At 61.1% G+C, this 20,665-nt stretch carries 17 protein-coding genes; 4 read left to right on the top strand and 13 right to left on the bottom strand.

Annotated elements, in window-relative coordinates:
• Window positions 1-14: 14 nt before the first annotated feature.
• Together K1567_RS09635 and plsB are read right to left on the bottom strand one after the other, a co-directional pair.
• Entirely contained in the window at window positions 15-416 is a 402-nt protein-coding gene (locus K1567_RS09635) for a YbaY family lipoprotein (protein WP_034096223.1), read from the bottom strand.
• 50 nt (window positions 417-466) lie between these two features.
• The gene (gene plsB, locus K1567_RS09630) at window positions 467-2,971 is read right to left on the bottom strand and encodes a glycerol-3-phosphate 1-O-acyltransferase PlsB (protein WP_034096224.1); all 2,505 of its coding nucleotides are present in this window, start codon (window positions 2,969-2,971) and stop codon (window positions 467-469) included.
• A 183-nt stretch (window positions 2,972-3,154) separates the two neighbouring features.
• Between plsB and K1567_RS09625 the strand changes: the two genes are divergently transcribed.
• On the top strand, window positions 3,155-3,364 hold the full coding sequence (locus K1567_RS09625; protein WP_034096225.1) for a cold-shock protein: 210 nt from the start codon (window positions 3,155-3,157) through the stop codon (window positions 3,362-3,364).
• Between the two features lie 83 nt (window positions 3,365-3,447).
• Here the strand turns inward: K1567_RS09625 and K1567_RS09620 are convergent, their stop codons facing one another.
• The 4 genes from K1567_RS09620 to K1567_RS09605 form a co-directional block, all read right to left on the bottom strand.
• The gene (locus tag K1567_RS09620; protein ID WP_034096226.1) at window positions 3,448-3,825 is read right to left on the bottom strand and encodes a hypothetical protein; all 378 of its coding nucleotides are present in this window, start codon (window positions 3,823-3,825) and stop codon (window positions 3,448-3,450) included.
• A gap of 51 nt (window positions 3,826-3,876) precedes the next feature.
• On the bottom strand, window positions 3,877-4,686 hold the full coding sequence (locus K1567_RS09615) for a putative RNA methyltransferase (RefSeq protein ID WP_034096227.1): 810 nt from the start codon (window positions 4,684-4,686) through the stop codon (window positions 3,877-3,879).
• A complete protein-coding gene (dapE, locus tag K1567_RS09610) occupies window positions 4,686-5,837 on the bottom strand; it encodes a succinyl-diaminopimelate desuccinylase (protein ID WP_099312715.1) in 1,152 nt (383 codons plus the stop codon). The genes K1567_RS09615 and dapE overlap by 1 nt, the downstream gene beginning before the upstream one ends.
• A 111-nt stretch (window positions 5,838-5,948) precedes the next feature.
• A complete protein-coding gene (locus K1567_RS09605) occupies window positions 5,949-8,540 on the bottom strand; it encodes a glycosyltransferase (RefSeq protein WP_169867430.1) in 2,592 nt (863 codons plus the stop codon).
• Between the two features lie 217 nt (window positions 8,541-8,757).
• Here K1567_RS09605 and tcdA point away from each other — a divergent pair, with 217 nt between their 5' ends.
• A complete protein-coding gene (tcdA, locus tag K1567_RS09600; protein ID WP_052448339.1) occupies window positions 8,758-9,567 on the top strand; it encodes a tRNA cyclic N6-threonylcarbamoyladenosine(37) synthase TcdA in 810 nt (269 codons plus the stop codon).
• 69 nt (window positions 9,568-9,636) lie between these two features.
• Here the strand turns inward: tcdA and K1567_RS09595 are convergent, their stop codons facing one another.
• The 4 genes from K1567_RS09595 to K1567_RS09580 form a co-directional block, all read right to left on the bottom strand.
• A complete protein-coding gene (locus K1567_RS09595; protein WP_220698408.1) occupies window positions 9,637-10,050 on the bottom strand; it encodes a SufE family protein in 414 nt (137 codons plus the stop codon).
• The gene (locus tag K1567_RS09590) at window positions 10,047-11,252 is read right to left on the bottom strand and encodes an aminotransferase class V-fold PLP-dependent enzyme (protein WP_034112161.1); all 1,206 of its coding nucleotides are present in this window, start codon (window positions 11,250-11,252) and stop codon (window positions 10,047-10,049) included. The genes K1567_RS09595 and K1567_RS09590 overlap by 4 nt, the downstream gene beginning before the upstream one ends.
• Window positions 11,253-11,321: 69 nt before the next feature.
• Window positions 11,322-12,356 (bottom strand): 2,3,4,5-tetrahydropyridine-2,6-dicarboxylate N-succinyltransferase, encoded by a 1,035-nt coding sequence (gene dapD / locus K1567_RS09585; RefSeq protein ID WP_034096233.1) that lies wholly within the window; start codon window positions 12,354-12,356, stop codon window positions 11,322-11,324.
• Between the two features lie 32 nt (window positions 12,357-12,388).
• On the bottom strand, window positions 12,389-12,697 hold the full coding sequence (locus K1567_RS09580) for an arsenate reductase (protein ID WP_231980866.1): 309 nt from the start codon (window positions 12,695-12,697) through the stop codon (window positions 12,389-12,391).
• A gap of 267 nt (window positions 12,698-12,964) precedes the next feature.
• Here K1567_RS09580 and K1567_RS09575 point away from each other — a divergent pair, with 267 nt between their 5' ends.
• Window positions 12,965-14,608 (top strand): Na+/H+ antiporter, encoded by a 1,644-nt coding sequence (locus K1567_RS09575; protein ID WP_034096235.1) that lies wholly within the window; start codon window positions 12,965-12,967, stop codon window positions 14,606-14,608.
• 84 nt (window positions 14,609-14,692) lie between these two features.
• Here K1567_RS09575 and dapC read toward each other — a convergent pair whose 3' ends face one another.
• The 3 genes from dapC to map all read right to left on the bottom strand — a co-directional run bounded on the left by dapC (window position 14,693) and on the right by map (window position 19,505).
• A complete protein-coding gene (dapC, locus tag K1567_RS09570; protein WP_184336262.1) occupies window positions 14,693-15,892 on the bottom strand; it encodes a succinyldiaminopimelate transaminase in 1,200 nt (399 codons plus the stop codon).
• 59 nt (window positions 15,893-15,951) lie between these two features.
• Complete coding sequence (locus K1567_RS09565; protein WP_034096237.1) at window positions 15,952-18,654, bottom strand: [protein-PII] uridylyltransferase; 2,703 nt, start codon at window positions 18,652-18,654, stop codon at window positions 15,952-15,954.
• Window positions 18,655-18,722: 68 nt separating this feature from the next.
• Window positions 18,723-19,505, bottom strand: coding sequence for a type I methionyl aminopeptidase (gene map / locus K1567_RS09560; protein WP_034096238.1), 783 nt, complete (start codon window positions 19,503-19,505; stop codon window positions 18,723-18,725).
• 387 nt (window positions 19,506-19,892) lie between these two features.
• Between map and rpsB the strand changes: the two genes are divergently transcribed.
• Window positions 19,893-20,630, top strand: a complete 738-nt coding sequence (gene rpsB, locus K1567_RS09555; protein ID WP_003189158.1) for a 30S ribosomal protein S2 — start codon at window positions 19,893-19,895, stop codon at window positions 20,628-20,630.
• The last annotated feature ends 35 nt before the right edge of the window (window positions 20,631-20,665 follow it).

Genomic DNA, 20,665 nt, shown 5'->3' with positions numbered 1-20,665 from the left:
TTCGATGTTCGAAATCAGGGGGCTACGGCGTTGACGCGCACGCGCAGCGGCTGGGCGTCCTGGCCGTCGAGCCGCACGGTGTGGCGATCAGTGGTGATGAACAGTAGCTTGCCCTCCAGCTCGATGCGAGCACTCACCGCGTAACTGTGGCCGGGCTTGACCTGTGCCGGGTCGTAACTCAGGTGGAACGGCAGGGGCACCTGGCCTTTGACCGGGCCTTTCTGTTCGGCCAGAACCACGGCGGGAGCGTCCGCCAGGGACACGTCCTGCAGGCTCACGCTCAACGTGGCCGCCGGGGGCAGGGCGATGCGTTGCAGGTAGAACACTTCGCCGTCGAGGCTGGCCTTGGGCGCGGGACTCATGGATTGGCAGGCTCCGAGCAGGGCGGTGAGGCCCAGGAGAATGATCTTTTTCATGGTGCAGCTCCTTTTCAACGGGGCCGGAGGCTCTCCGGCCCTTATTCAATTTAGCGGCTTTCTTCTGGTTCCACCGGCGCATCACCCGCACCGTCCACCCGGTGCAAGGCCACCTGGCGGATCGACAGGCGAATCTCGGCCGGCAACACGCGTTTGGCCGCGCCTTCGGCCAGTTCACCGAGCAGGTCGTGGTAGCTCAATTTGCCGGCCTCATCGCGGCGCAGCACATCTTGCTCCAGCAACGTCTGAATAAAATGTCGGAAAAGACTCTTATCGAAGAACTCCGGGGCATTGAGCCCATGCAGGATCGACAGGCGCTGGGCCATGATCGTGCACAGGTCTTCCAGCTCCTCGGCGCTGATGCTGTTCTGGCCGCTGTTGAGCAACAGCGAGATCGCCATATAGAAGCGTTGCAGGGTCTGGGCGATGCTCTTGGACAGCAGCGTCAGCAGCACAAAGTGTCGCGAGCTGGGGGCCGGGCGCAGGTACACATCTTTCTCGAAGCGCAGCAGGCCCTGTTCGACGAACGCCTCCAGCCACTGGTCGATCACGTTGTCCAGATCGTCCAGGGACCAGCGGATAAACAGTTCCGATTGCAGGTACGGGTACAGCGCGTGGGTATAGCGCAGGATCTGTTCGCGGCTCATGCGCGAGCTGCTCTGGAAGAAGCTCGCCAGCAGCGCGGGCAGGGCGAAGATGTGAAGTACGTTGTTGCGGTAGTAAGTCATCAGAACGGCGTTCTGTTCGTCCAGGTACAAAATCTTGCCCAGGGCGTCGCTCTGTTCCGACAACAGCTTCATATCTTTGACGTGCTGGATCAGCGCCATGCCATCGCCTTCCGGCACGGTGGTATGGGGCGAGTACGGCACGCGGCGCAATAGCGTCAGGTACAAGTCCAGCTGACGGGCCATGGCCTGTTCATCCAGGGCCAGGCGCGTGGTGGACAGCAGTGCCAGGGCCACCAGATTCACCGGGTTCACGGCGGCGGCTTCGTTCAAGTGGCGAGCCACTTGTTCGCCCAGGCGATGGGTGGTTTGGTTGAGCCACGCCGGCTTGTAGTTCGGGCCCAGGTCCTGGGCGCGCCAGTCCGGTTGCTCGGCGTCGAGGAATTCCGCCAGCTTGATCGGCTCGCCGAAGTTCACCGCGACCTGGCCGAAGCGCTGCTTGAGGGCGCCGACCACTTTGAAAATATCGAAGATCGACTCTTTCTTCTTGCTCGCCCCGCGCAGTTCGCCGAGGTAGGTGCGGCCTTCGAGCACGCGCTCATAACCGATGTACACCGGCACGAATACGATCGGCATACGCGAAGAGCGCAGGAAACTGCGCAAGGTGATCGCCAGCATTCCGGTCTTGGGTTGCAACATGCGCCCGGTGCGCGAGCGTCCGCCTTCGACGAAATACTCCACCGGGAAGCCCTTGGTGAACAGCGTATGCAAGTACTCGTTGAATACGGCGGTGTACAGCGGGTTGCCCTTGAAGGTGCGGCGCATGAAAAATGCACCGCCACGGCGCAGCAGGCTACCGATTACTGGCATGTTCAGGTTGATACCGGCGGCGATATGCGGCGGCGTCAGACCGTTCTTGAACAGTAGGTAGGACAACAGCAGGTAGTCGATATGGCTGCGGTGGCACGGGACGTAGATCACCTCGTAACCCTGGGCAACCTGTTGCACACCTTCGATGTTATTGACCTTGATGCCGTCGTAGATCTTGTTCCAGAACCAGCTCAGCACCACTTCCAGAAACCGGATCGCGGTGTAGGTATAGTCCGAGGCGATTTCGTTGCCGTAGCGCAGGGCCTGGGCCTTGGCTTTTTCCGGGCTGATTTTTTCGCGTTCGGCTTCGTCGGCGATGGCCTGGCGCACCAGCGGCATGTTGACCAGACCCTTTACCAAGTTGCGGCGGTGGGACAGGTCGGGGCCGATCACCGCAGTCTTCAGGTTACGAAAGTGCACACGCAGGATGCGCTGCGCCATGCGCACGGTGCGTTCGTGGCCTTTATTGTGCTCGATCAATTCACGCAGGTTGATAGGCGCGGAGAATTGCACGCGAGTCTTGCGCCCCAGGATCAGGATGCTCAACAGCCGGCGCAGACGCCCGGTGACCGCCCAACTGTCGGCGAACAGCAGCTTCCATGGGCTGGACTCGCTCTCGGGGGACTGGCCCCAGAACACGCTGACCGGAATGATTTGTGCATTCTCTTCGGCGTGCTCGCTGAGGGTGTTGACCAGGCGGGTCAGGGTCGGCGGCGCACCGCGCTTGTCCTGGCGGCCCAGCCAATCCGGTTCCGGCGTGAGGTAGAAGAACGCCGCCGGCTCCATCAGTGGGCCTACCGACACCGGCAACACCGGGCGCGGCAGGCCGGCCTTGGTGCACTCGGCGTCGACCACCGCCAGTTCGGTGAGGGAGGGTGATTGCAGGACGTAAAACACCGGCCGGCTGCGGTCCAGGTTGAGGGTTAGGGACGACTGGTTGATCGTCTCCGAGCGAACCCAGAGGTACAACAGTCGGCGCAAGGTGCCGAACACCAGACGGCGGAACGGGGAGCGGGTCATAGGCGAGCTGCTTCAAGTGGGAAAAAACCGAGCAGGCGCTCGGGCGGGTAGTGTGCCGTATTCGCCGAAAATCGGCAAAAAAGCAGCGATGTAAACTTGAGTTGAACGCTTTTGAGCCTGCCATATACTCGGCAGTTCAACGCGTACCGGCTCAATAATAAAAACCGAAGTGGGAGTAAACAGATGGCAACGCGCGAAACCGGCAATGTGAAGTGGTTCAACGATGCAAAGGGCTATGGCTTCATTCAGCGTGAGGACGGCCAGGATGTGTTTGTGCACTACCGCGCCATCCGCGGTGAAGGCCACCGCTCCCTGGCCGAGGGCCAGCAGGTGGAATACGCCGTGGTGAGCGGCGAGAAGGGCTTGCAGGCCGAGGATGTGGTCGGCCTATAGGCTGAGTGGCAGGTTTAAGCGGCAAGCTACAAGCGCTTTGGCTTGCCGCTTGCCGCTTGCCGCTTGCAGCTTGAAGCTGCTTTTCAACCCGTCCTCCAAGTAATCTGCTCTTCGCCGTCTGCGCTGATGCGAATCCATATGTCGGCGCTTTCTTCACCTTCTTCCTCGACCCACGTGCCCGGCGCGCAGCGCACTTCCACGTTCAGCGCGGCAAATGCGGCGCGGGCGCAGGCGATGTCGTCGTCCCATGGGGTCTGGTCGCTTTCCAGGTACAGACTGTTCCACTTGCCGACGGCCTTGGGCAGCCAGGTGACAGGCACGTTGCCGGCCTTGCACTTGTAGGTCTGGCCTTTCTGGACCCAGTCGCTGCATGGCCCCAGGGCCGCGCCCAGCCAGGCGGCGATGGCTTTGTGGTCGACGTCGGCGTCCTTCAGGTAAATCTCGATATCGGGTTGGCGCATGGATGTTCCTCGTTGCGGGATTCGAAAATCCATTCGCGAAAATAAAGTCGGTTATTGAAGCACGAAATAATCGTAGCGCATCGACACCGTGACCTTCAGCGGCTCGGCCGCCTCGATCACTTCGGCGCGGCGCTCGGCACTGGCCCGCCAGCCGTGGGGTGTCATGGCCAGCAGGTTGGCGCGGTCCTTGGGATCGGCCAGGCTCAGTGTGAATTCCAGGATCTCGCTGTGCGCCAGGCTCATGCCCGACGGCACCAGGGCCAGGTGCTTGTCGTCGGTGTATTCGCGCACTTCGTCGTACAGACGTTCACGTAGCTCCATCAGGTGACCACTGGTAGGACCGACCTTCATCAAGCCGCCGCCAGGGCTTAGCAGGCGCTTGGCTTCCTGCCAGTCCAACGGGCTGAATACGCTGGCCAGGAACTGGCAACTGGCGTCGGCCAACGGCACGCGGGCCATGCTGGCGATCAACCAGGTCAGCGCCGGGTTGCGCTTGCACGCACGTTTGACCGCTTCCTTGGAGATATCCAGCGCGTAGCCGTCGGCATGGGGCAGGGCCTCGGCGATTTGCGCGGTGTAGTAGCCCTCGCCACAGCCGATGTCCACCCAGCGCTGCGGCGCACGTTCTGCGGCCAGTTCGGCCAGGCGTTTGGCCACCGGGGCGTAGTGCCCGGCGTTGAGGAAGTCGCGACGCGCCTCGACCATGGCCAGGTTGTCACCCGGGTCACGGCTGTTCTTGTGCTGTACCGGCAACAGGTTCAGGTAACCCTGGCGTGCCCGGTCGAAACGGTGCCCGGCCGGGCACGCCACGCCATTGTCCACCGCGTTGAGCGGGGCGCTGCAAAGGGGGCAGGCGAGCATCAGGCGAGCAACTTGATCAGGGTCTGATAATAGATTTCGGTCAGCACATCGAGGTCGCTGGCCAGAATGCGCTCATTGACCTGGTGGATGGTCGCGTTGACCGGCCCCAGCTCGACCACTTGGGTGCCGAGGGTCGCAATGAAGCGGCCATCGGAAGTGCCGCCGCTGGTGGACGCCTGGGTCTCGCGACCGGTGACTGCCTTGATGCTGGCCGATACGGCATCGAGCAGGGCGCCCGGTTCGGTCAGGAACGGCAGACCCGACAGCGCCCATTCCACGTGCCAGTCCAGGCCGTGCTTGTCGAGAATCTGCGCAACGCGATGCTGTAGACCCTCCACGGTGGACTCGGTGGAGAAACGGAAATTGAACACCGCCGTCAGCTCGCCGGGAATCACGTTGGTGGCGCCGGTGCCGGAATTGAGGTTGGAAATCTGGAAACTGGTGGGCGGGAAAAACGCGTTGCCGTCATCCCAATGCTCGGCGGCCAGTTCGGCCAGGGCCGGCGCGGCCAGGTGGATCGGGTTCTTCGCCAGGTGCGGATAGGCCACGTGGCCTTGCACGCCGCGCACGGTCAGGGTCGCGCCGAGGGAGCCGCGACGGCCGTTCTTGACCACATCGCCGACCAGCGTGGTGCTTGACGGTTCGCCGACGATGCACCAGTCCAGGCGCTCCTTGCGCGCTGCCAGGCGTTCGATCACGGCTTTGGTGCCGTGGTGTGCCGGGCCTTCTTCATCGCTGGTGATCAGGAAGGCCACCGAACCCTTGTGGTCCGGGTAATCGGCGACGAAGCGCTCGGACGCTACCAACATCGCCGCCAGGCTGCCTTTCATGTCGGCTGCACCACGCCCGCAGAGCATGCCGTTTTCGTCGATCAAGGCGTCGAACGGGTCGCTCTGCCAGGCCTGCACCGGGCCGGTCGGGACCACGTCGGTGTGGCCTGCGAAGCACAGCACTGGGCCTTCATGCTTACCGTGGGTGGCCCAGAAATTGTCCACGTCTTCGATGCGCATCGGCTCAAGTTTGAAGCCGGCGTCGCCCAGGCGCTGCATCATCAGCTTCTGGCAATCGGCGTCGATCGGCGTCACCGAGGGGCGGCGGATCAGGTCGATGGCAAGTTGAAGGGTGGGCGAAAGGTCGGCATGGGCCGTCATGGGAAAACTCCGGAAAGCATGTTTGGAAGAGCAGGGCGGGCAGACAAAACGGCCGTTATCTTATAGCAAAACGGCGGCCAGAGGCCGCCGTTTAGTGCATTGCGCAAGTTTTTACGCGGCCGGAGCGGGCTGTGGCGCCGGCGCCGGTTTCGGCAGCGACGACAAGAACGCCATGATCAGCGCCGCCACGTACGGCAGGGACTGTACCAGCAACATCACCACCCAGAAGCGCATGTCATTGCTCGGCAGGCCCTGCACCAGGTAGATCCCCAGCGCGGCGCCCCACAACAACAGCATGATGAACATTTCTTCGCGGGCTTCGGAAATCGCGACCCAGAAGCCGTGGTTATCCGCGTTTTTCGGTGTACGAAAGAACGGAATACTGGTGGTGAAGAAGCCATACAGCACCGCCTTGGCGATGGTGTGGGACAACGCCAGCCCGGCCAGGGCCGCGCAGAACGCGTCCTTGAGGTTCACGCCCACCGCACGGCGGTACAGGAAGATGATCTTGCCCACCTTAAATACGAACAGCGCCAACGGCGGAATCGCGAAAATCAGCAATGGCGGGTCGACCCGGGTCGGTACGATGATCATCGCCGCCGACCACAACAGCGCGCCGACGGTAAAGAAGATGTTCATGCCGTCCGCCACCCAAGGCAACCAGCCCGCCAGGAAGTGATAGCGCTGGCCACGGGTCAGTTCGGTGTCCTTGCCGCGCAGCAGGCTGGCGGTGTGACGCTTGATGATCTGAATCGCGCCGTAGGCCCAGCGGAAGCGCTGCTTCTTGAAGTCGATAAAGGTATCCGGCATCAGACCTTTGCCGTAGCTGTCGTGGTAATACGCCGCCGACAGACCTTTCTCGAATACCCGTAGGCCCAGTTCGGCGTCTTCACAGATGCACCAGTCGGCCCAGCCCAGTTCTTCGAGCACCGAGCGGCGGGTCATGGTCATGGTGCCGTGCTGGATAATCGCGTCGCGGTCGTTGCGGGTCACCATGCCGATATGGAAGAAGCCTTTGTATTCCGCATAGCAGAGCTTCTTGAAGGTGCTTTCGTTCTGATCGCGATAATCCTGCGGCGACTGCACCACAGCGATTTTCGGGGCTGCGAAGTGCGGCACCATGTGCTTGAGCCAGTTGGGCGAGACGCAGTAGTCCGAGTCGATCACGGCGATCACTTCGGCGTCTTTGGCGGTGTGCGGAATCAGGTAGTTCAACGCACCGCCCTTGAAACCGGCCAGGGGCGCGACGTGGAAGAACTTGAAGCGCGGCCCGAGGGTGGCGCAATAGTCGCGCACCGGTTCCCACACGGCCGGGTCCTTGGTGTTGTTGTCGATGATCAGGACTTCGTAGTCCGGGTAATCGAGCGCGGCCAGGGCGTCGAGGGTCTGTTTGACCATCTCCGGCGGCTCGTTGTAGCACGGCACATGGATCGATACTTTTGGGCGGTAGTCCGAATCGCCGACCACCGGCAGGAATTCACGCCGACGTTTGTGGGTCCATACCGCTTCGGCCAGTTCGTGGGCTTCGGTCAACAACACGATGAACACGCCAAGGGCGCCGAGCGCCAGCAAAAAGCCCACGGTCAGGCTGAACCAGGTGCTGTATTGCTGGCTGTAGTCGTAGCCGATCCATACCAGCACCGAACCGCACAGGAACGCAATAAAGGTCAGGAACGTGCGGCCGCGCTGGCGCAGGGCCGAGCCGTCGATCATCAGCAGGGTCAGGGACAGCAGCGCCAGCACCACCGAACCGATAGCCAGCACGCGCCATTGCGGAATCGCCACCACCGGTCCTTCGAAGTTGAATTTCTGCTGGCGCGCGGCGTTGAACACGCCCCAATACGCACCGACCGAGCCTTCGTCGCTGGCCTTCCACGGCTGGTCGAACGCCTCGATCACAAAGTAGTTGTAGCCTTGGCGGTTGAGCTTGTTCACCAGCGTGCGCAGGTAAATGGCCTGGTCGGCCGGGGACGCGTCAGCCCCACCGCGCATGCGCCCGTTGCTCGGCCAGCCGACTTCCGACAGCAGCAGCGGCTTTTTCGGGAAGGTCTTCTTCAGATCCTTGGCGCGGTCGAGTACGAATTGGCCGGCCTTATCCACCGGAATATGTTCCCAATACGGCAGGATGTGCGCGGCGATCAGGTCGACGTGCTTGGCCAGTTGTGGATTGTGTTCCCAGATGTGCCATTGCTCGGAGGTGGTTACCGGTACTTTGACGGCAGCGCGCACACGGTCCAGCAGCACGATCAGCGCCTCGGGCGTGATTTCCTCACGGAACAACGCTTCGTTGCCCACCACCACGCGCACGACGCTGCGCGAGTTGTTGGCGATCTCGATGGCGCGCTGGATTTCGCGTTCGTTACGCTCCAGGTCCGGGCTGATCCAGATCCCCAGGGTCACCCGCAGGCCGAATTCTTCCGCCAGTTTGGGGATATCCCCCAGGGTGCCGTCGACCGAGTAGGTGCGGATGTTGTCCGTCAGCTTGCTCATGATCGCCAAGTCTTGACGCATCTGTTCGTCGGTGGGGTATTGGTCTTTCTGGGGGTACTGGCCTTGTTGGAACGGCGAGTAGGAAAAACCGGAGATTTGTTCAGGCCAGTTGGGGGCTGAGACCGGGCGGTTGATCAGCGCCCAGAAACCGGTGAACAGCGCGGCAATTGCCAGCACCACCACCAGGTTGAGTCCAAATTTACGCGATGCCATGGTTATGCGGGTTCCAAAGGGTGTGGAACGAAATGAGGTGCCGGGCTGCGCCGAACGGCGCGCATCCTACACCGGCCTTTCCCTGACCGTACAGCAAGCCGAGAAAAACCGGACATTGGGCAGCGAAAGTACATCTAAGTTCTTAACTTGTAGCTTGTAGCTTAAAACTTGTCGCTGCGTAGCCCTATAATGCGCGCCGGTTTTTGGGGTAATGGTCATGAGTACAGAAGATCCGCGGTTTGCAGGCGTTGCCCGCTTGTATGGCATTGAGGGCCTGCAACGCTTGAAAGCGGCCCATGTGGCGATCGTCGGCGTGGGCGGCGTGGGTTCCTGGGCGGCCGAAGCCATGGCCCGCTGCGGGGTGGGCGAAATTTCGCTGTTTGACCTGGACGATGTCTGCGTCAGCAACAGCAATCGCCAGTTGCACGCCTTGGACAGCACCGTGGGCAAGCCCAAGGTCGAGGTCATGGCCGAACGCCTGCGCGGCATCAACCCGGACTGCACCGTGCATGCGGTGGCGGACTTCGTCACCCGCGACACCATGGCCGAGTACATCACGCCCAACATCGATTGCGTGATCGACTGCATCGACGCCGTCAACGCCAAGGCCGCGCTGATTGCCTGGTGCAAGCGCCGCAAAATCCAGATCATCACCACTGGCGGTGCCGGCGGGCAGATCGACCCGACGCTGATCCAAGTCTGCGACTTGAACCGCACCTTCAACGACCCGCTGGCCTCCAAAGTCCGCTCCACGCTGCGCCGCGATTATGGGTTCTCCCGCACCGTGACTCGCCATTACAGCGTGCCATGCGTGTTTTCCACCGAGCAACTGCGCTATCCCAAACCAGACGGCAGCATCTGTTTGCAGAAGAGTTTTGTCGGCGATGGCGTGAAGCTGGACTGCGCCGGAGGATTTGGCGCGGTGATGATGGTCACGGCCACCTTCGGCATGGTGGCCGCGACCAAAGCGGTGGACAAAATTGTGGCGGGAGTGCGCAGGCCTTCGGAGCGGGTCAAACCCACCTGAATCTCACGGCCTTGCACAAATCAAAATGTGGGAGGGGCAAGTCCAATCCTCGCACCGGCCCTCTCACATTTAGTTCTGTGTCTGGCTTAGGGTTCGCATGCGCTGCAGGACTGCATTCAAGCCATTGCTGCGCGACGGCGACAGTTGGCGGGAAAGCCCGAGTTGATTGAACCAGTCGGGCAAGTCGACCCCCTGCAACTCAGCAGTCGATAACCCGTTGACTCGCGCCAGCAGCAGTGCCACCAACCCACGAATCATTCGTGCATCGCTGCTGGCGGCAAACTGCCAATGACCGTTCTCCAAACGGCCTACCAACCACACCAGGCTTTCACAGCCCTGCACCAGATTGGCGTCGACCTTATCTTTATCCGCCAAGGTCGGCAGCCTCTCGCCCCACTGCATCAGCATGCGCGCGCGTTGCTCCCAGCTGCCGACGGCTTGAAACGCTTCGAGCGCCTCTACGGCATCAACGGGCAGAGTCATCGCAGCATATCCAGCGCTTGGTCCAGGGCCTCGAAAAAGCGCTCCAGATCGTCGGAATCGTTGTACAGCGCCAGGGACACACGGATCGCCCCCGACAAGTGCATCGCCTTGAGTAGCGGCATTGCGCAGTGATGGCCGGCGCGTACGGCAATTCCTTGCTCGGTGAGCAAGTGCGCGAGGTCGGCGTTATGGATGCCGTCGACCACAAAGCTGACCAGCGCAACCTGCGGCGAACCCAGCACGCGCACGCCGTTGCGGGCCTTCAGGCCGCGCAGCAGGTAATCATGCAGAGCGGCTTCGTGGGCGAGAACCGCCTGTGGGTCCAGTGAACTGAGGTAGTCCAGGGTCGCGCCCAGGCCGATCACTCCCGCGATCGGCGGCGTTCCCGCTTCGAAACCCAGGGGCGCCGGGCGGAAACTGGCGCTGTGATAGTCCGCGTGCTGCACCATCTCGCCGCCCAATTGCCAGTGGCGCAAGTGGTGCAGGGCGTCATTGCGGCCAAACAACACGCCAACGCCGTCGGGGCCGTACAGTTTGTGGCTGGAGAATGCATAGAAATCACAGCCCAGGGCCTGCACATCATGCCGACCATGGACGATGCCTTGGGCTCCATCCACCACGGTCAGGGCGCCATGGGTCCGGGCCATCGCCAGCAAGGTTTCCAGCGGTTGCCAGGCCCCCAGCACATTGGATAACTGGCTCACCGCCAGCAGGCGCGTGCGGGGGCCGATCAGTCCGACTGCGGCTTCAACATCGATCACGCCGTCGGCATTGAGCGGCAATACCACCAACTCCAAGCCGCGACGTTTGGCCAGTTGCTGCCACGGCAGCAGATTGGCGTGGTGTTCCAAGGCGCTGATGACGATCTCATCGCCCGTTGTGAATAAGTGCTCAAGGCCATAGGCCAAGAGGTTCAGCGCAGAGGTCGCGCCATGGGTAAACACTATTTGCCCGCTATCACCTGCGTTCAACCACTGTGCAACCTTGCTGCGGCTGTCTTCGAAAGCCTGGGTCGCATGGGCGCCGGGCAAGTGTTGGGCGCGGTGCACATTGGCTGCGCCATTGGCGTAGTAATGGCTGATCGCATCCAGCAGCGCCTGGGGTTTTTGAGTGGTGGCGGCGTTGTCCAGATAGGTCTGGTCCTGCCGTTGCAGGGTGGCGATGGCCGGAAAGTCGGCGCGCCAGGGGGAGGGCACAAGCATGATGATCAAGACTCGTATAAGCGGGCCGCACCGCGAAGGCGCGGCCCACTAGTGGCATCGAGTGGCTGCTTAGTTGTGAGCGTGCAGCGCTTCGTTCAGTTCGATGGCCGATTTGTGGGTTTTGCACTCCACGGCACCGGTCTCGGAGTTACGACGGAACAGCAGGTCCGGTTGGCCGGCCAGCTCGCGTGCCTTGACCACTTTGACCAGTTGGTTCTGCTCGTCGAGCAGGGCGACTTTGGTTCCGGCGGTCACGTACAGGCCCGACTCCACGGTGTTGCGGTCGCCCAATGGGATACCGATACCGGCGTTGGCGCCGATCAGGCAGCCTTCGCCGACCTTGATCACAATGTTGCCGCCGCCCGACAGGGTGCCCATGGTGGAGCAACCGCCGCCCAGGTCCGAGCCCTTGCCGACGAATACGCCGGCCGACACGCGGCCTTCGATCATGCCCGGGCCTTCGGTGCCGGCGTTGAAGTTGACGAAGCCTTCGTGCATCACGGTGGTGCCTTCGCCCACGTAGGCGCCCAGGCGCAGGCGCGCGGCGTCAGCGATACGCACACCGGCTGGCACCACGTAATCGGTCATTTTCGGGAACTTGTCCACCGAGAACACTTCCAGCAGCTCGCCACGCAGGCGCGCTTCCAGTTGGCGCTCGGCCAATTCGCTGATGTCGATCGCGCCCTGGCTGGTCCAGGCCACGTTCGGCAGTTGCGGGAACACGCCGGCCAGGCTCAGGCCGTGGGGCTTGACCAGGCGATGGGACAACAGGTGCAACTTGAGGTAGGCCTCAGGCGTGGAGGTCAGTGCGGCGTCTTCGGCTAGCAGGGTGGCGACCAGCGGCGTATGGCTTTCGGCCAGACGGCTGAGCAGCGCGGCCTGGGTCGCATCGACGCCCTTGAGTGCGTCCGCCAGTTGCAGGGCCTGGGTGACGGTGAAGGTGATGGCTTGGTTGCCTTCGCTGTAACCGAGGATCGGTGCGATGGCCGCGACGATTTCAGCCGACGGGTTGAGCAAGGGGTGTGCGTAGAACACTTCCAGCCAAGCGCCTTGGCGGTTCTGAGTGCCGACGCCGAAGCCCAGGCTGAACAGGGAATGGGACATGCTGTTACCTCTACAAAAATAAAAGGGCTGGCCTACTTGAGGGCCGCCGAATAAATGTCTGGCTTGAAGCCAATCAGGGTTCTGTCTCCGAGATCCAGCACCGGGCGCTTGATCATCGAGGGTTGCGCGAGCATCAATTCAATGGCTTTCGACTGATCGAGATCGGCTTTGCGTTCGTCTTCGAGTTTGCGAAAGGTGGTGCCCGCGCGGTTCAACACCACTTGCCAACCGTGCTCGTTGCACCATTGGGTCAAGTGTTCACGGTCGATACCGGCCGTTTTGTAGTCATGGAACTCATAATTCACGGCGTGCTCATCGAGCCAGGTACGTGCCTTTTTCATGGTGTCGCAGGCTTTGATACCGAAAAGGTGCAACGTTTTGCTTGAAGCGGTCAAGGAATTGCCCCCCTCTGATCCGATGGAGTGTGCTGATGAAAGTCAAAGGTCTGGGATTATGCCACGCCCAGCGCATTTGGGTGCCGCTCGTCAGCACCGTGCGACTTTTGTGCAAAAGCCACCGCGCAGCATAGGCGGCTAATATGGCACTTCAACGGCGAGTTGTTGCCTGATGTGTGTCGTTGCGAGTCGATTGTCCGGGAACCCCGCCTTATGCAAACCGCCTACACCGTTCTTATCCTGCTGATGCTGGTCAGTGCTTCGCGCCTGGTCGGGCGTGTTATTCCCCTACCGTTGCCCTTGGTGCAGATTGCCGCCGGCGCTTTGCTGGCCTGGCCCACGTTGGGGCTGCATGTAGCCCTGGACCCGGAGTTGTTTCTGTTTCTGTTCCTGCCGCCACTGCTGTTTTCCGATGGTTGGCGCATGCCCAAACGTGAATTGTGGCGCCTGCGCGGCCCGATCCTGACGCTGGCAGTGGGGCTGGTGCTGTTTACCGTGGTCGGCGCCGGTTACTTCATCCACTGGATATTGCCTACGATCCCGCTGCCGGTGGCCTTCGCCCTGGCGGCCGTGTTGTCGCCGACGGACGCCGTGGCGGTGTCGGCCATTTCCCAGAATCGGTTGCCGACCCCGCTGATGCACATGCTGCAGGGCGAGGCCTTGATGAATGACGCGTCGGGCCTGGTGACCTTCAAGTTCGCCCTGGCAGCGGCGTTGACCGGGATTTTTTCCCTGGCGGATGCCAGCCTGACCTTCGTGCTTGTCGCCCTTGGTGGCCTGGCGGTGGGCGTCGCTTTGAGCTGGGTGGTCGGTCGGTTGCGGGCTTGGATGATCGCGCGGGGCTGGGACGATCCGGCGACCCATGTGGTGTTTATGTTGCTGTTGCCATTTGCCGCCTATGTGCTGGCCGAACGCCTGGGGGCGTCGGGGATTTTGTCTGCGGTAGCGGCAGGGATGATGCAAAGCTGGCTCGACCTGCTGCCGCGCCAGACCAGCACGCGCCTACTCAACCGCAGCGTGTGGTCGTTGCTGGAATTCGCCTTCAATGGCCTGATTTTCCTGCTGCTGGGCCTTCAGTTACCCGACATCGTCAAGGCTGTGGTGAGTCATGAGTCGACGCTGTGGCCTACCTTGCTGTATCGCTGCCTGGACGTGATCGCGATCTTTCTGGTGCTGGTGGTTTTGCGCTTTATCTGGGTGCAAAGCATCTGGCGCCTGTCGGGCCTGTTGCGGCGCTTGCGTGGGAAAAGTGAGCTGACATTGGTACCGACTGCCCGGTCCTGCTGGTTGTTGACCGTCGGCGGTGTCCGCGGTGCCGTGACCTTGGCCGGTGTGATGTCGGTGCCGCTGCTGCTGGCGCCGGGCAAGGATTTCCCCGAGCGCGACCTGCTGATCTTCATTGCCGCCGGCGTGATTCTGCTGTCGCTGATCGCTGCCTGTATTGCGTTGCCGCTTTTATTAAAGGGCATCGAAAAAAGCCCGGACGAAAAACGCCACAAGGAAGTGCGCGAAGCGTGGAAAAAGACGGCCGTGGCTGCGATCCACGCCCTTGAGGCCGAGGAGCCGCCCGAGAGCGAGAGCCAGGACGCTGCGCAAGCCGCATTGGCCACCGAGCTTAAAGCGCGCCTGATGTCGGAATATCGTCATCAGTTGGAGGTATTCAATGATTCGGCCGAAGCTCAAGCGCTGGCGCAGCAGATGGACCTGCTGGAGCGAAAATTACGCCTCAAGGCCCTTCGAGCCCAGCGTCTGGAGTTATACAGTTTGAGCCGTCATCACCAAATTGGTGATGACGTTTTGAGGGAAGTGTTGGCGGAACTGGACATGAGTGAAGCGAACCTGGGGCCGGTGAAGTAAGTGCTATCACTGCCCATTGGCTTGGAATACTGAGCATTGGGTGCCCGAAGGATTGCCATCCCTCGGGCTCTCGATGCGTCTGGCTTAACGACGGCGCTGAATGAAATCGCGAATCCGCTCCGCTGCCTCCACGCACTCAGCCAGCGGCGCAACCAGCGCCAGGCGCACTCGACCGGCCCCAGGGTTGACCCCGTCCACTTCTCGCGACAGGTACGAGCCCGGCACCACCGTCACATGTTCTTCCACGAACAGGTCGCGGCAGAACGCAGCGTCGTCACCCTGCACATTCGGCCATAGGTAGAACCCGCCGTCCGGCGCCTGCACGTCCAGTACCGGCTTGAGAATGGCTAACACGGCTTCGAACTTTTCGCGGTACAGGTCACGGTTGGCCAGCACATGGGCCTCGTCCTGCCACGCAGCGATGCTGGCAAGCTGGGTTTGCACTGGCATTGCGCAGCCATGATAGGTGCGATACAGCAGGAAACCTTTGAGGATATCGGCGTCACCGGCCACGAAGCCGGAGCGCAGCCCTGGCAGGTTGGAGCGCTTGGACAGGCTGTGGAACACCACGCAACGCTTGAAGTCCTGGCGACCCAGTTCCACACAGGCACTGAGCAGGCCTGGCGGCGGGGTTTGCTCGTCGAAATACAGCTCGCTGTAGCACTCGTCGGCGGCGATCACGAAATCATATTCGTCGGCCAGGGCGATGAGTTTTTTCAGGGTCTGGACTGGAATCAGCGCGCCGGTCGGGTTGCCCGGGGAGCACAGAAACAGGATCTGGCAGCGTTTCCAGATATCCGGCGAAACCGCGTCGAAGTCTGGGTTGAAGCCATTGCTGTCCAGGCACGGCAGGTAGTGCGGCTTGGCCCCGGCGAGGAACGCGGCGCCTTCATAGATCTGGTAGAACGGGTTCGGGCTCACCACCAGTGCGTCGTCACTGCGATTGACCACGGTTTGGGTGAAGGCAAACAAGGCTTCCCGCGTACCGTTGACCGGCAAAATAGTGCGTGCCGGATCGAGCCACCCCTTGGGTACATTGAAGCGCCGCTCGCACCAGGCGCCGATGGCCTCGCGCAAGGCGGGAATGCCTAGGGTGGTCGGGTACACCGCCATCTGGTCGAGGTTATTAGCCAGGGCGTCGGCCACGAACTGCGGGGATTTGTGCTTGGGCTCGCCAATGGACAGCGCAATCGGGCGCTTCGCCGGGTTCGGTGTCACGCTGCCCAGCAGGGCGCGCAACTTTTCGAACGGGTAGGGTTGGAGCTGGTTCAGGGCGTTGTTCATCGGTGGATCTCGTGCAAGGCGTTAAAAACGGCGAAGGGGGCGGTGGGCCGCCCCTGGTATCAAATCGTCAGGCGCGTCAGTTCAACGCCCGGCTCCTGGGGCACGCTCAACTGTTGGACGATGGCTTCCTGCAAGCGTCGGCACAGCTCGGGGTCGGATAACGGTTGGTTGTCGGCATCGGTAATGAAGAACACGTCCTCCACGCGCTCGCCCAGGGTCGCAATCTTGGCGTTCTGCAACGACAGGTCGAACTCCAGGAAAATCCCGCCGATGCGCGCCAGCAGGCCCGGACGGTCCGGCGCGCTCAGTTCCAGCACGGTGACTGGGCGCTGGGCATCGTTGGAGATGGTGACCTGGGGTGCGAAGGCGAAGTGCTTGAGCTGGCGTGGGACCCGACGCTGGATGATGGTGGGGTAATCGTCGGGGTTGCGCAGGGCTTCGGTAAGGCCTTCGCGGATTTTCTTTACCCGCGCCGGATTGTCGCCGATCGAGTCGCCATCGGTGTCGAGCACGATGTAGGTGTCGAGGGTGAACTGGCTGCTGGAAGTGATCACCCGTGCGTCGTGGATGTTCAGGTTGAGCTGGTCCATGGCGGCCACGGTCACGGCGAAGAAGTCGTGCTGGTCCGGTGCATAGATGAAAATCTGCGTGCCGCCCTCGAACTCGCGCTGAGTGGTTTCCTTGATCAACACCAGCGGGCCGCCATCGGCAGGCTGCTGCAAAATGGCGTCGGTGTGCCAGGCGACATCGCCGGCGGTGTGGCGCAGGAAGTAATCGTCCCCCAACTGCGACCACAGCTGTTCGACATCGTCCGGGTCGTTGCCGCCGCGTACGAGGATATCCAGCGCCGCACTTTGGGTGCGGCGGATCTGCTCTTCGCGGTCCACTGGGTTTTCCAGGCCACGGCGCAGGGCGCGCTTGGTCTCGGTGTACAGCTGACGCAGCAGGCTGGCGCGCCATGAATTCCACAGAGTGGGGTTGGTGGCGTTGATATCGGAGACGGTGAGCACGTATAGGTAGTCGAGGCGGGTTTCATCGCCGACCACCTGGGCGAAATCATGGATCACCTGCGGATCGGACAAGTCCTTGCGCTGGGCAGTGGTCGACATCACCAGGTGGTTCTGCACCAGCCAGACAATCAGGCGGCTGTCCCACAACGGCAATTGGTGACGCTGGCAAAAAGCCTCGGCATCGACGGCGCCGATTTCCGAGTGATCGCCATGCCGGCCCTTGCCGATGTCGTGGTACAGCCCGGCCAGGTAGATCAGCTCGGGCTTGGGCAGTTTGGCCATCAACTTACTGGCCAGCGGGAATTTTTCCGATACCTGGGTGTACTGCAACTTACGCAGATGTTTGATCAGGTTCAGGGTGTGCGCATCGACGGTATAGATATGAAACAGGTCGTGCTGCATTTGCCCGACGATAAAACCGAACTCCGGTAAATAGCGCCCGAGGATGCCGTAACGGTTCATGCGGCGCAGGTTGCGGTGGATGCCGATCTTGCATTTGAACAGCTCGATGAACAGGCTGGTGTTGCGGATATCGTTGCGGAAGTCTTCGTCGATCAGGTAGCGGTTTTCCCGCAGCAGGCGAATGGTGTCGGCGCGCACGCCTTTGATTTCCGGCTGCTGGGCCATCAGCACGAAGATTTCCAGCATCGCGAACGGCGTGCGGCGGAACACATTGTCGCTGCGTGCTTCGATATAACCGTCGTGCAACTGGAAGCGCGCATTGATCGGTTGCGGCGGCGCTTCGTCTTCGGGGGCCAGGATCACCTCTTCGAAGTGCTGAATGATCAGGTCGCTCAGCTGCGCAATGCTCATGACCACGCGGTAGTACTGCTGCATGAAGCTTTCGATACTGGTCTTGGCGTCTTCGCCTTCAAACCCCAGCAGCGAGGCGATGGAGCGCTGATGGTCGAACAGCAAACGATCTTCGGCGCGCCCGGCAAGCATGTGCAGGGCGTAGCGCACTTTCCACAGGAACTCCTGGGAGGAGGCCAGCAGCGCATTCTCGCTTTCCACCAGGAAGCCTTCGCCGGCCAGGGCGCGCAGGTTCAGGGTGCCGTATTCGCGACGGGCCACCCACAGAATGGTCTGGATGTCCCGCAGCCCTCCCGGTGAGCCCTTGACGTTGGGTTCCAGGTTGTACTCGGTGTCGTTGTACTTGTGATGCCGGGCTTTCTGTTCGGCGCGCTTGGCCAGGAAGAAATCCTTGCTCGGCCACATGTGCGCCGTGCTGGTGACGTCGAGCATGCGCTGGCGCAGGCGCTCGGGGCCGGCGATGGTGCGGCTCTCCATGAGGTTGGTGATCACGGTGAGGTCGGCACGGGCCTCTTCGGCGCATTCGTCCACCGACCGTACGCTCTGGCCGACTTCCAGGCCGATGTCCCACAACAGTGTGAGAAAACGCTCGATGGAATCGCGAAAGATCTCATGGTCTGCACTGTCCAGCAGGATCAGCAGGTCGATGTCTGAGTACGGGTGCAATTCGCCGCGACCGTAGCCGCCGACCGCCACCAGGGCGATGTCGGCGTCAGTGCTCCAGGTGAACTGTTCCCAGGCCTTTTGCAGGATGTTATCGACGAACCAGGCGCGATCCTCGATCAGCCGGCGGATATCCCGGCCCTTGCGAAAGCGCTCATCGAGCACCTCGCGGGCCTGGCGAATGGCTTTTTTGAACGCGGCGATAGGGCTCGACTTCAGTGCCAGCTCGGCCTGGAACTGGCCACGGTCGAAGAGTTCGGGATCCACCTGGGGCATCGATCGGCTTTCCTTTCTATCTATGAGTCAGTCACAACACCGTTTGGGAAAACCAACGCAGCCTTGAATTACGCCGACACGCGCGGGATGGTGTCGTCCGAGCGCAGGGTGAAGATCTCGTAGCCGGTTTCGGTGACCAGTAGTGTGTGTTCCCACTGGGCCGAGAGCTTGCGGTCTTTGGTAATAGCGGTCCAGCCGTCGCCCAGCACCTTGGTGTCGGCCTTGCCCTGGTTGATCATCGGCTCGATGGTGAAGGTCATGCCGGCCTTGAGCTCCATGCCGGTGCCAGCGCGGCCGTAGTGCAGGATCTGCGGTTCTTCGTGGAACACCTTGCCGATGCCGTGGCCACAGAACTCGCGAACCACCGAAAAGCCGTTCTTTTCAGCGTGCTTCTGGATCACTTCGCCGATGTCGCCCAAGCGGCAGCCAGGTTTGACGATCTCGATAGCCTTGTACATGCATTCCTGAGTGACCTGGGACAGGCGCTCGGCCCAGACCGGCACGGTGCCGACGTGGAACATGCGGCTGGTATCGCCGTGATAGCCATCCTTGATCACGGTGACGTCGATGTTCAGCGTGTCGCCGTCCTTGAGCGGCTTGTCGCCTGGGATGCCGTGGCAGACCACATGGTTGATCGATGTGCAGATCGACTTGGGAAAGCCTTTGTAGTTGAGCGGGGCAGGGATAGCCTTTTGCACATTGACGATGTAGTCATGGCAGATTCGGTCGAGTTCTTCGGTGGTGACGCCGGGCTTGACGTGTTCGGCAATCATTTCCAGCACATCGGCCGCCAGTTTGCCGGCAACGCGCATGCCGGCGATGTCTTCGGCGGTTTTCAAAGTAACGGTCATACAGGCTCTCTCTAGCGCGAGGCGCTGAAATCAAAACGGTTTACGGGTGTGCGACAAAAGGTTACAGAATTCACACAAGCCCTGAAAAACGCGATTCTAACAGACGATGCTCTCAAGTCATGAGGGTCTGACGATCGCTTCTCTCTATAGGGTGGGGGTATCCGGACTCAATTCAAAGGGTTGCGCGAATGGCCTTCAAGGCAGTTGTGATTGCAGGTTTCGTTTTCGCCCTTCGTGTGGTATAAAATGCGCCGCTTTCCGGGGATACCCCGAAAAGCTTAAATCCACACACGTGTCGACACGATGACCTGGGTGCCGGAGGCCTTGATGCCGCTGGTTGGTCATTGGGATACGTGGAGGCCAAACCCGACTTATTAAGGAACTATCATGTCCCAAGTCAACATGCGCGATATGCTGAAGGCCGGTGTGCACTTCGGTCACCAGACCCGTTACTGGAACCCGAAAATGGGTAAATACATTTTCGGCGCGCGTAACAAGATCCACATCATCAACCTTGAAAAAACCCTGCCAATGTTCAACGAAGCGCTGACTTTCGTAGAGCGTCTGGCCCAGGGCAAAAACAAGATTCTGTTCGTCGGTACCAAGCGTTCCGCTGGCAAGATCGTTGCTGAAGAAGCAGCACGTTGCGGTTCGCCGTACGTCGACCACCGCTGGTTGGGCGGCATGCTGACCAACTTCAAAACCATCCGTGCTTCCATCAAGCGTCTGCGTGACCTTGAAGTACAAGCCGAAGACGGTACTTTCGCCAAGCTGACCAAGAAAGAAGCGCTGATGCGCTCCCGTGACCTGGAAAAGCTCGATCGTTCCCTGGGTGGTATCAAGGACATGGGCGGTCTGCCTGACGCACTGTTCGTTATCGACGTTGATCACGAGCGCATCGCGATCACCGAAGCCAACAAGCTGGGCATCCCTGTTATCGGCGTAGTCGATACCAACAGCAGCCCGGAAGGCGTTGACTACATCATCCCAGGCAACGATGACGCAATCCGCGCTATCCAGCTGTACATGGGTTCGATGGCTGACGCTGTAATCCGTGGTCGCAACCACGTTGCTGGTGGTACCGAGCAGTTCGTTGAAGAAGCTCCGGTAGCTGCCGCTGAGTAATTGACGCCCTGGCGTTGACTCAGTAAGCAAAAAGG

This window comes from Pseudomonas sp. S5F11, from assembly GCF_019641515.1.
GTDB lineage: Bacteria > Pseudomonadota > Gammaproteobacteria > Pseudomonadales > Pseudomonadaceae > Aquipseudomonas > Aquipseudomonas rhodesiae.
Note: the sequence above shows the minus strand (reverse complement) of the source record. Positions and strands in the feature narration are given on the sequence as shown.

Excerpts from the sequence above, each read along its gene's own strand:
- K1567_RS09635 (WP_034096223.1), bottom strand. The coding sequence starts at position 416 with ATGAAAAAGATCATTCTCCTGGGCCTCACCGCCCTGCTCGGAGCCTGC.
- plsB (WP_034096224.1), bottom strand. The coding sequence starts at position 2,971 with ATGACCCGCTCCCCGTTCCGCCGTCTGGTGTTCGGCACCTTGCGCCGA.
- K1567_RS09625 (WP_034096225.1), top strand. The coding sequence starts at position 3,155 with ATGGCAACGCGCGAAACCGGCAATGTGAAGTGGTTCAACGATGCAAAG.
- K1567_RS09620 (WP_034096226.1), bottom strand. The coding sequence starts at position 3,825 with ATGCGCCAACCCGATATCGAGATTTACCTGAAGGACGCCGACGTCGAC.
- K1567_RS09615 (WP_034096227.1), bottom strand. The coding sequence starts at position 4,686 with ATGCTCGCCTGCCCCCTTTGCAGCGCCCCGCTCAACGCGGTGGACAAT.
- dapE (WP_099312715.1), bottom strand. The coding sequence starts at position 5,837 with ATGACGGCCCATGCCGACCTTTCGCCCACCCTTCAACTTGCCATCGAC.
- K1567_RS09605 (WP_169867430.1), bottom strand. The coding sequence starts at position 8,540 with ATGGCATCGCGTAAATTTGGACTCAACCTGGTGGTGGTGCTGGCAATT.
- tcdA (WP_052448339.1), top strand. The coding sequence starts at position 8,758 with ATGAGTACAGAAGATCCGCGGTTTGCAGGCGTTGCCCGCTTGTATGGC.
- K1567_RS09595 (WP_220698408.1), bottom strand. The coding sequence starts at position 10,050 with ATGACTCTGCCCGTTGATGCCGTAGAGGCGCTCGAAGCGTTTCAAGCC.
- K1567_RS09590 (WP_034112161.1), bottom strand. The coding sequence starts at position 11,252 with ATGCTTGTGCCCTCCCCCTGGCGCGCCGACTTTCCGGCCATCGCCACC.
- dapD (WP_034096233.1), bottom strand. The coding sequence starts at position 12,356 with ATGTCCCATTCCCTGTTCAGCCTGGGCTTCGGCGTCGGCACTCAGAAC.
- K1567_RS09580 (WP_231980866.1), bottom strand. The coding sequence starts at position 12,697 with ATGAAAAAGGCACGTACCTGGCTCGATGAGCACGCCGTGAATTATGAG.
- K1567_RS09575 (WP_034096235.1), top strand. The coding sequence starts at position 12,965 with ATGCAAACCGCCTACACCGTTCTTATCCTGCTGATGCTGGTCAGTGCT.
- dapC (WP_184336262.1), bottom strand. The coding sequence starts at position 15,892 with ATGAACAACGCCCTGAACCAGCTCCAACCCTACCCGTTCGAAAAGTTG.
- K1567_RS09565 (WP_034096237.1), bottom strand. The coding sequence starts at position 18,654 with ATGCCCCAGGTGGATCCCGAACTCTTCGACCGTGGCCAGTTCCAGGCC.
- map (WP_034096238.1), bottom strand. The coding sequence starts at position 19,505 with ATGACCGTTACTTTGAAAACCGCCGAAGACATCGCCGGCATGCGCGTT.
- rpsB (WP_003189158.1), top strand. The coding sequence starts at position 19,893 with ATGTCCCAAGTCAACATGCGCGATATGCTGAAGGCCGGTGTGCACTTC.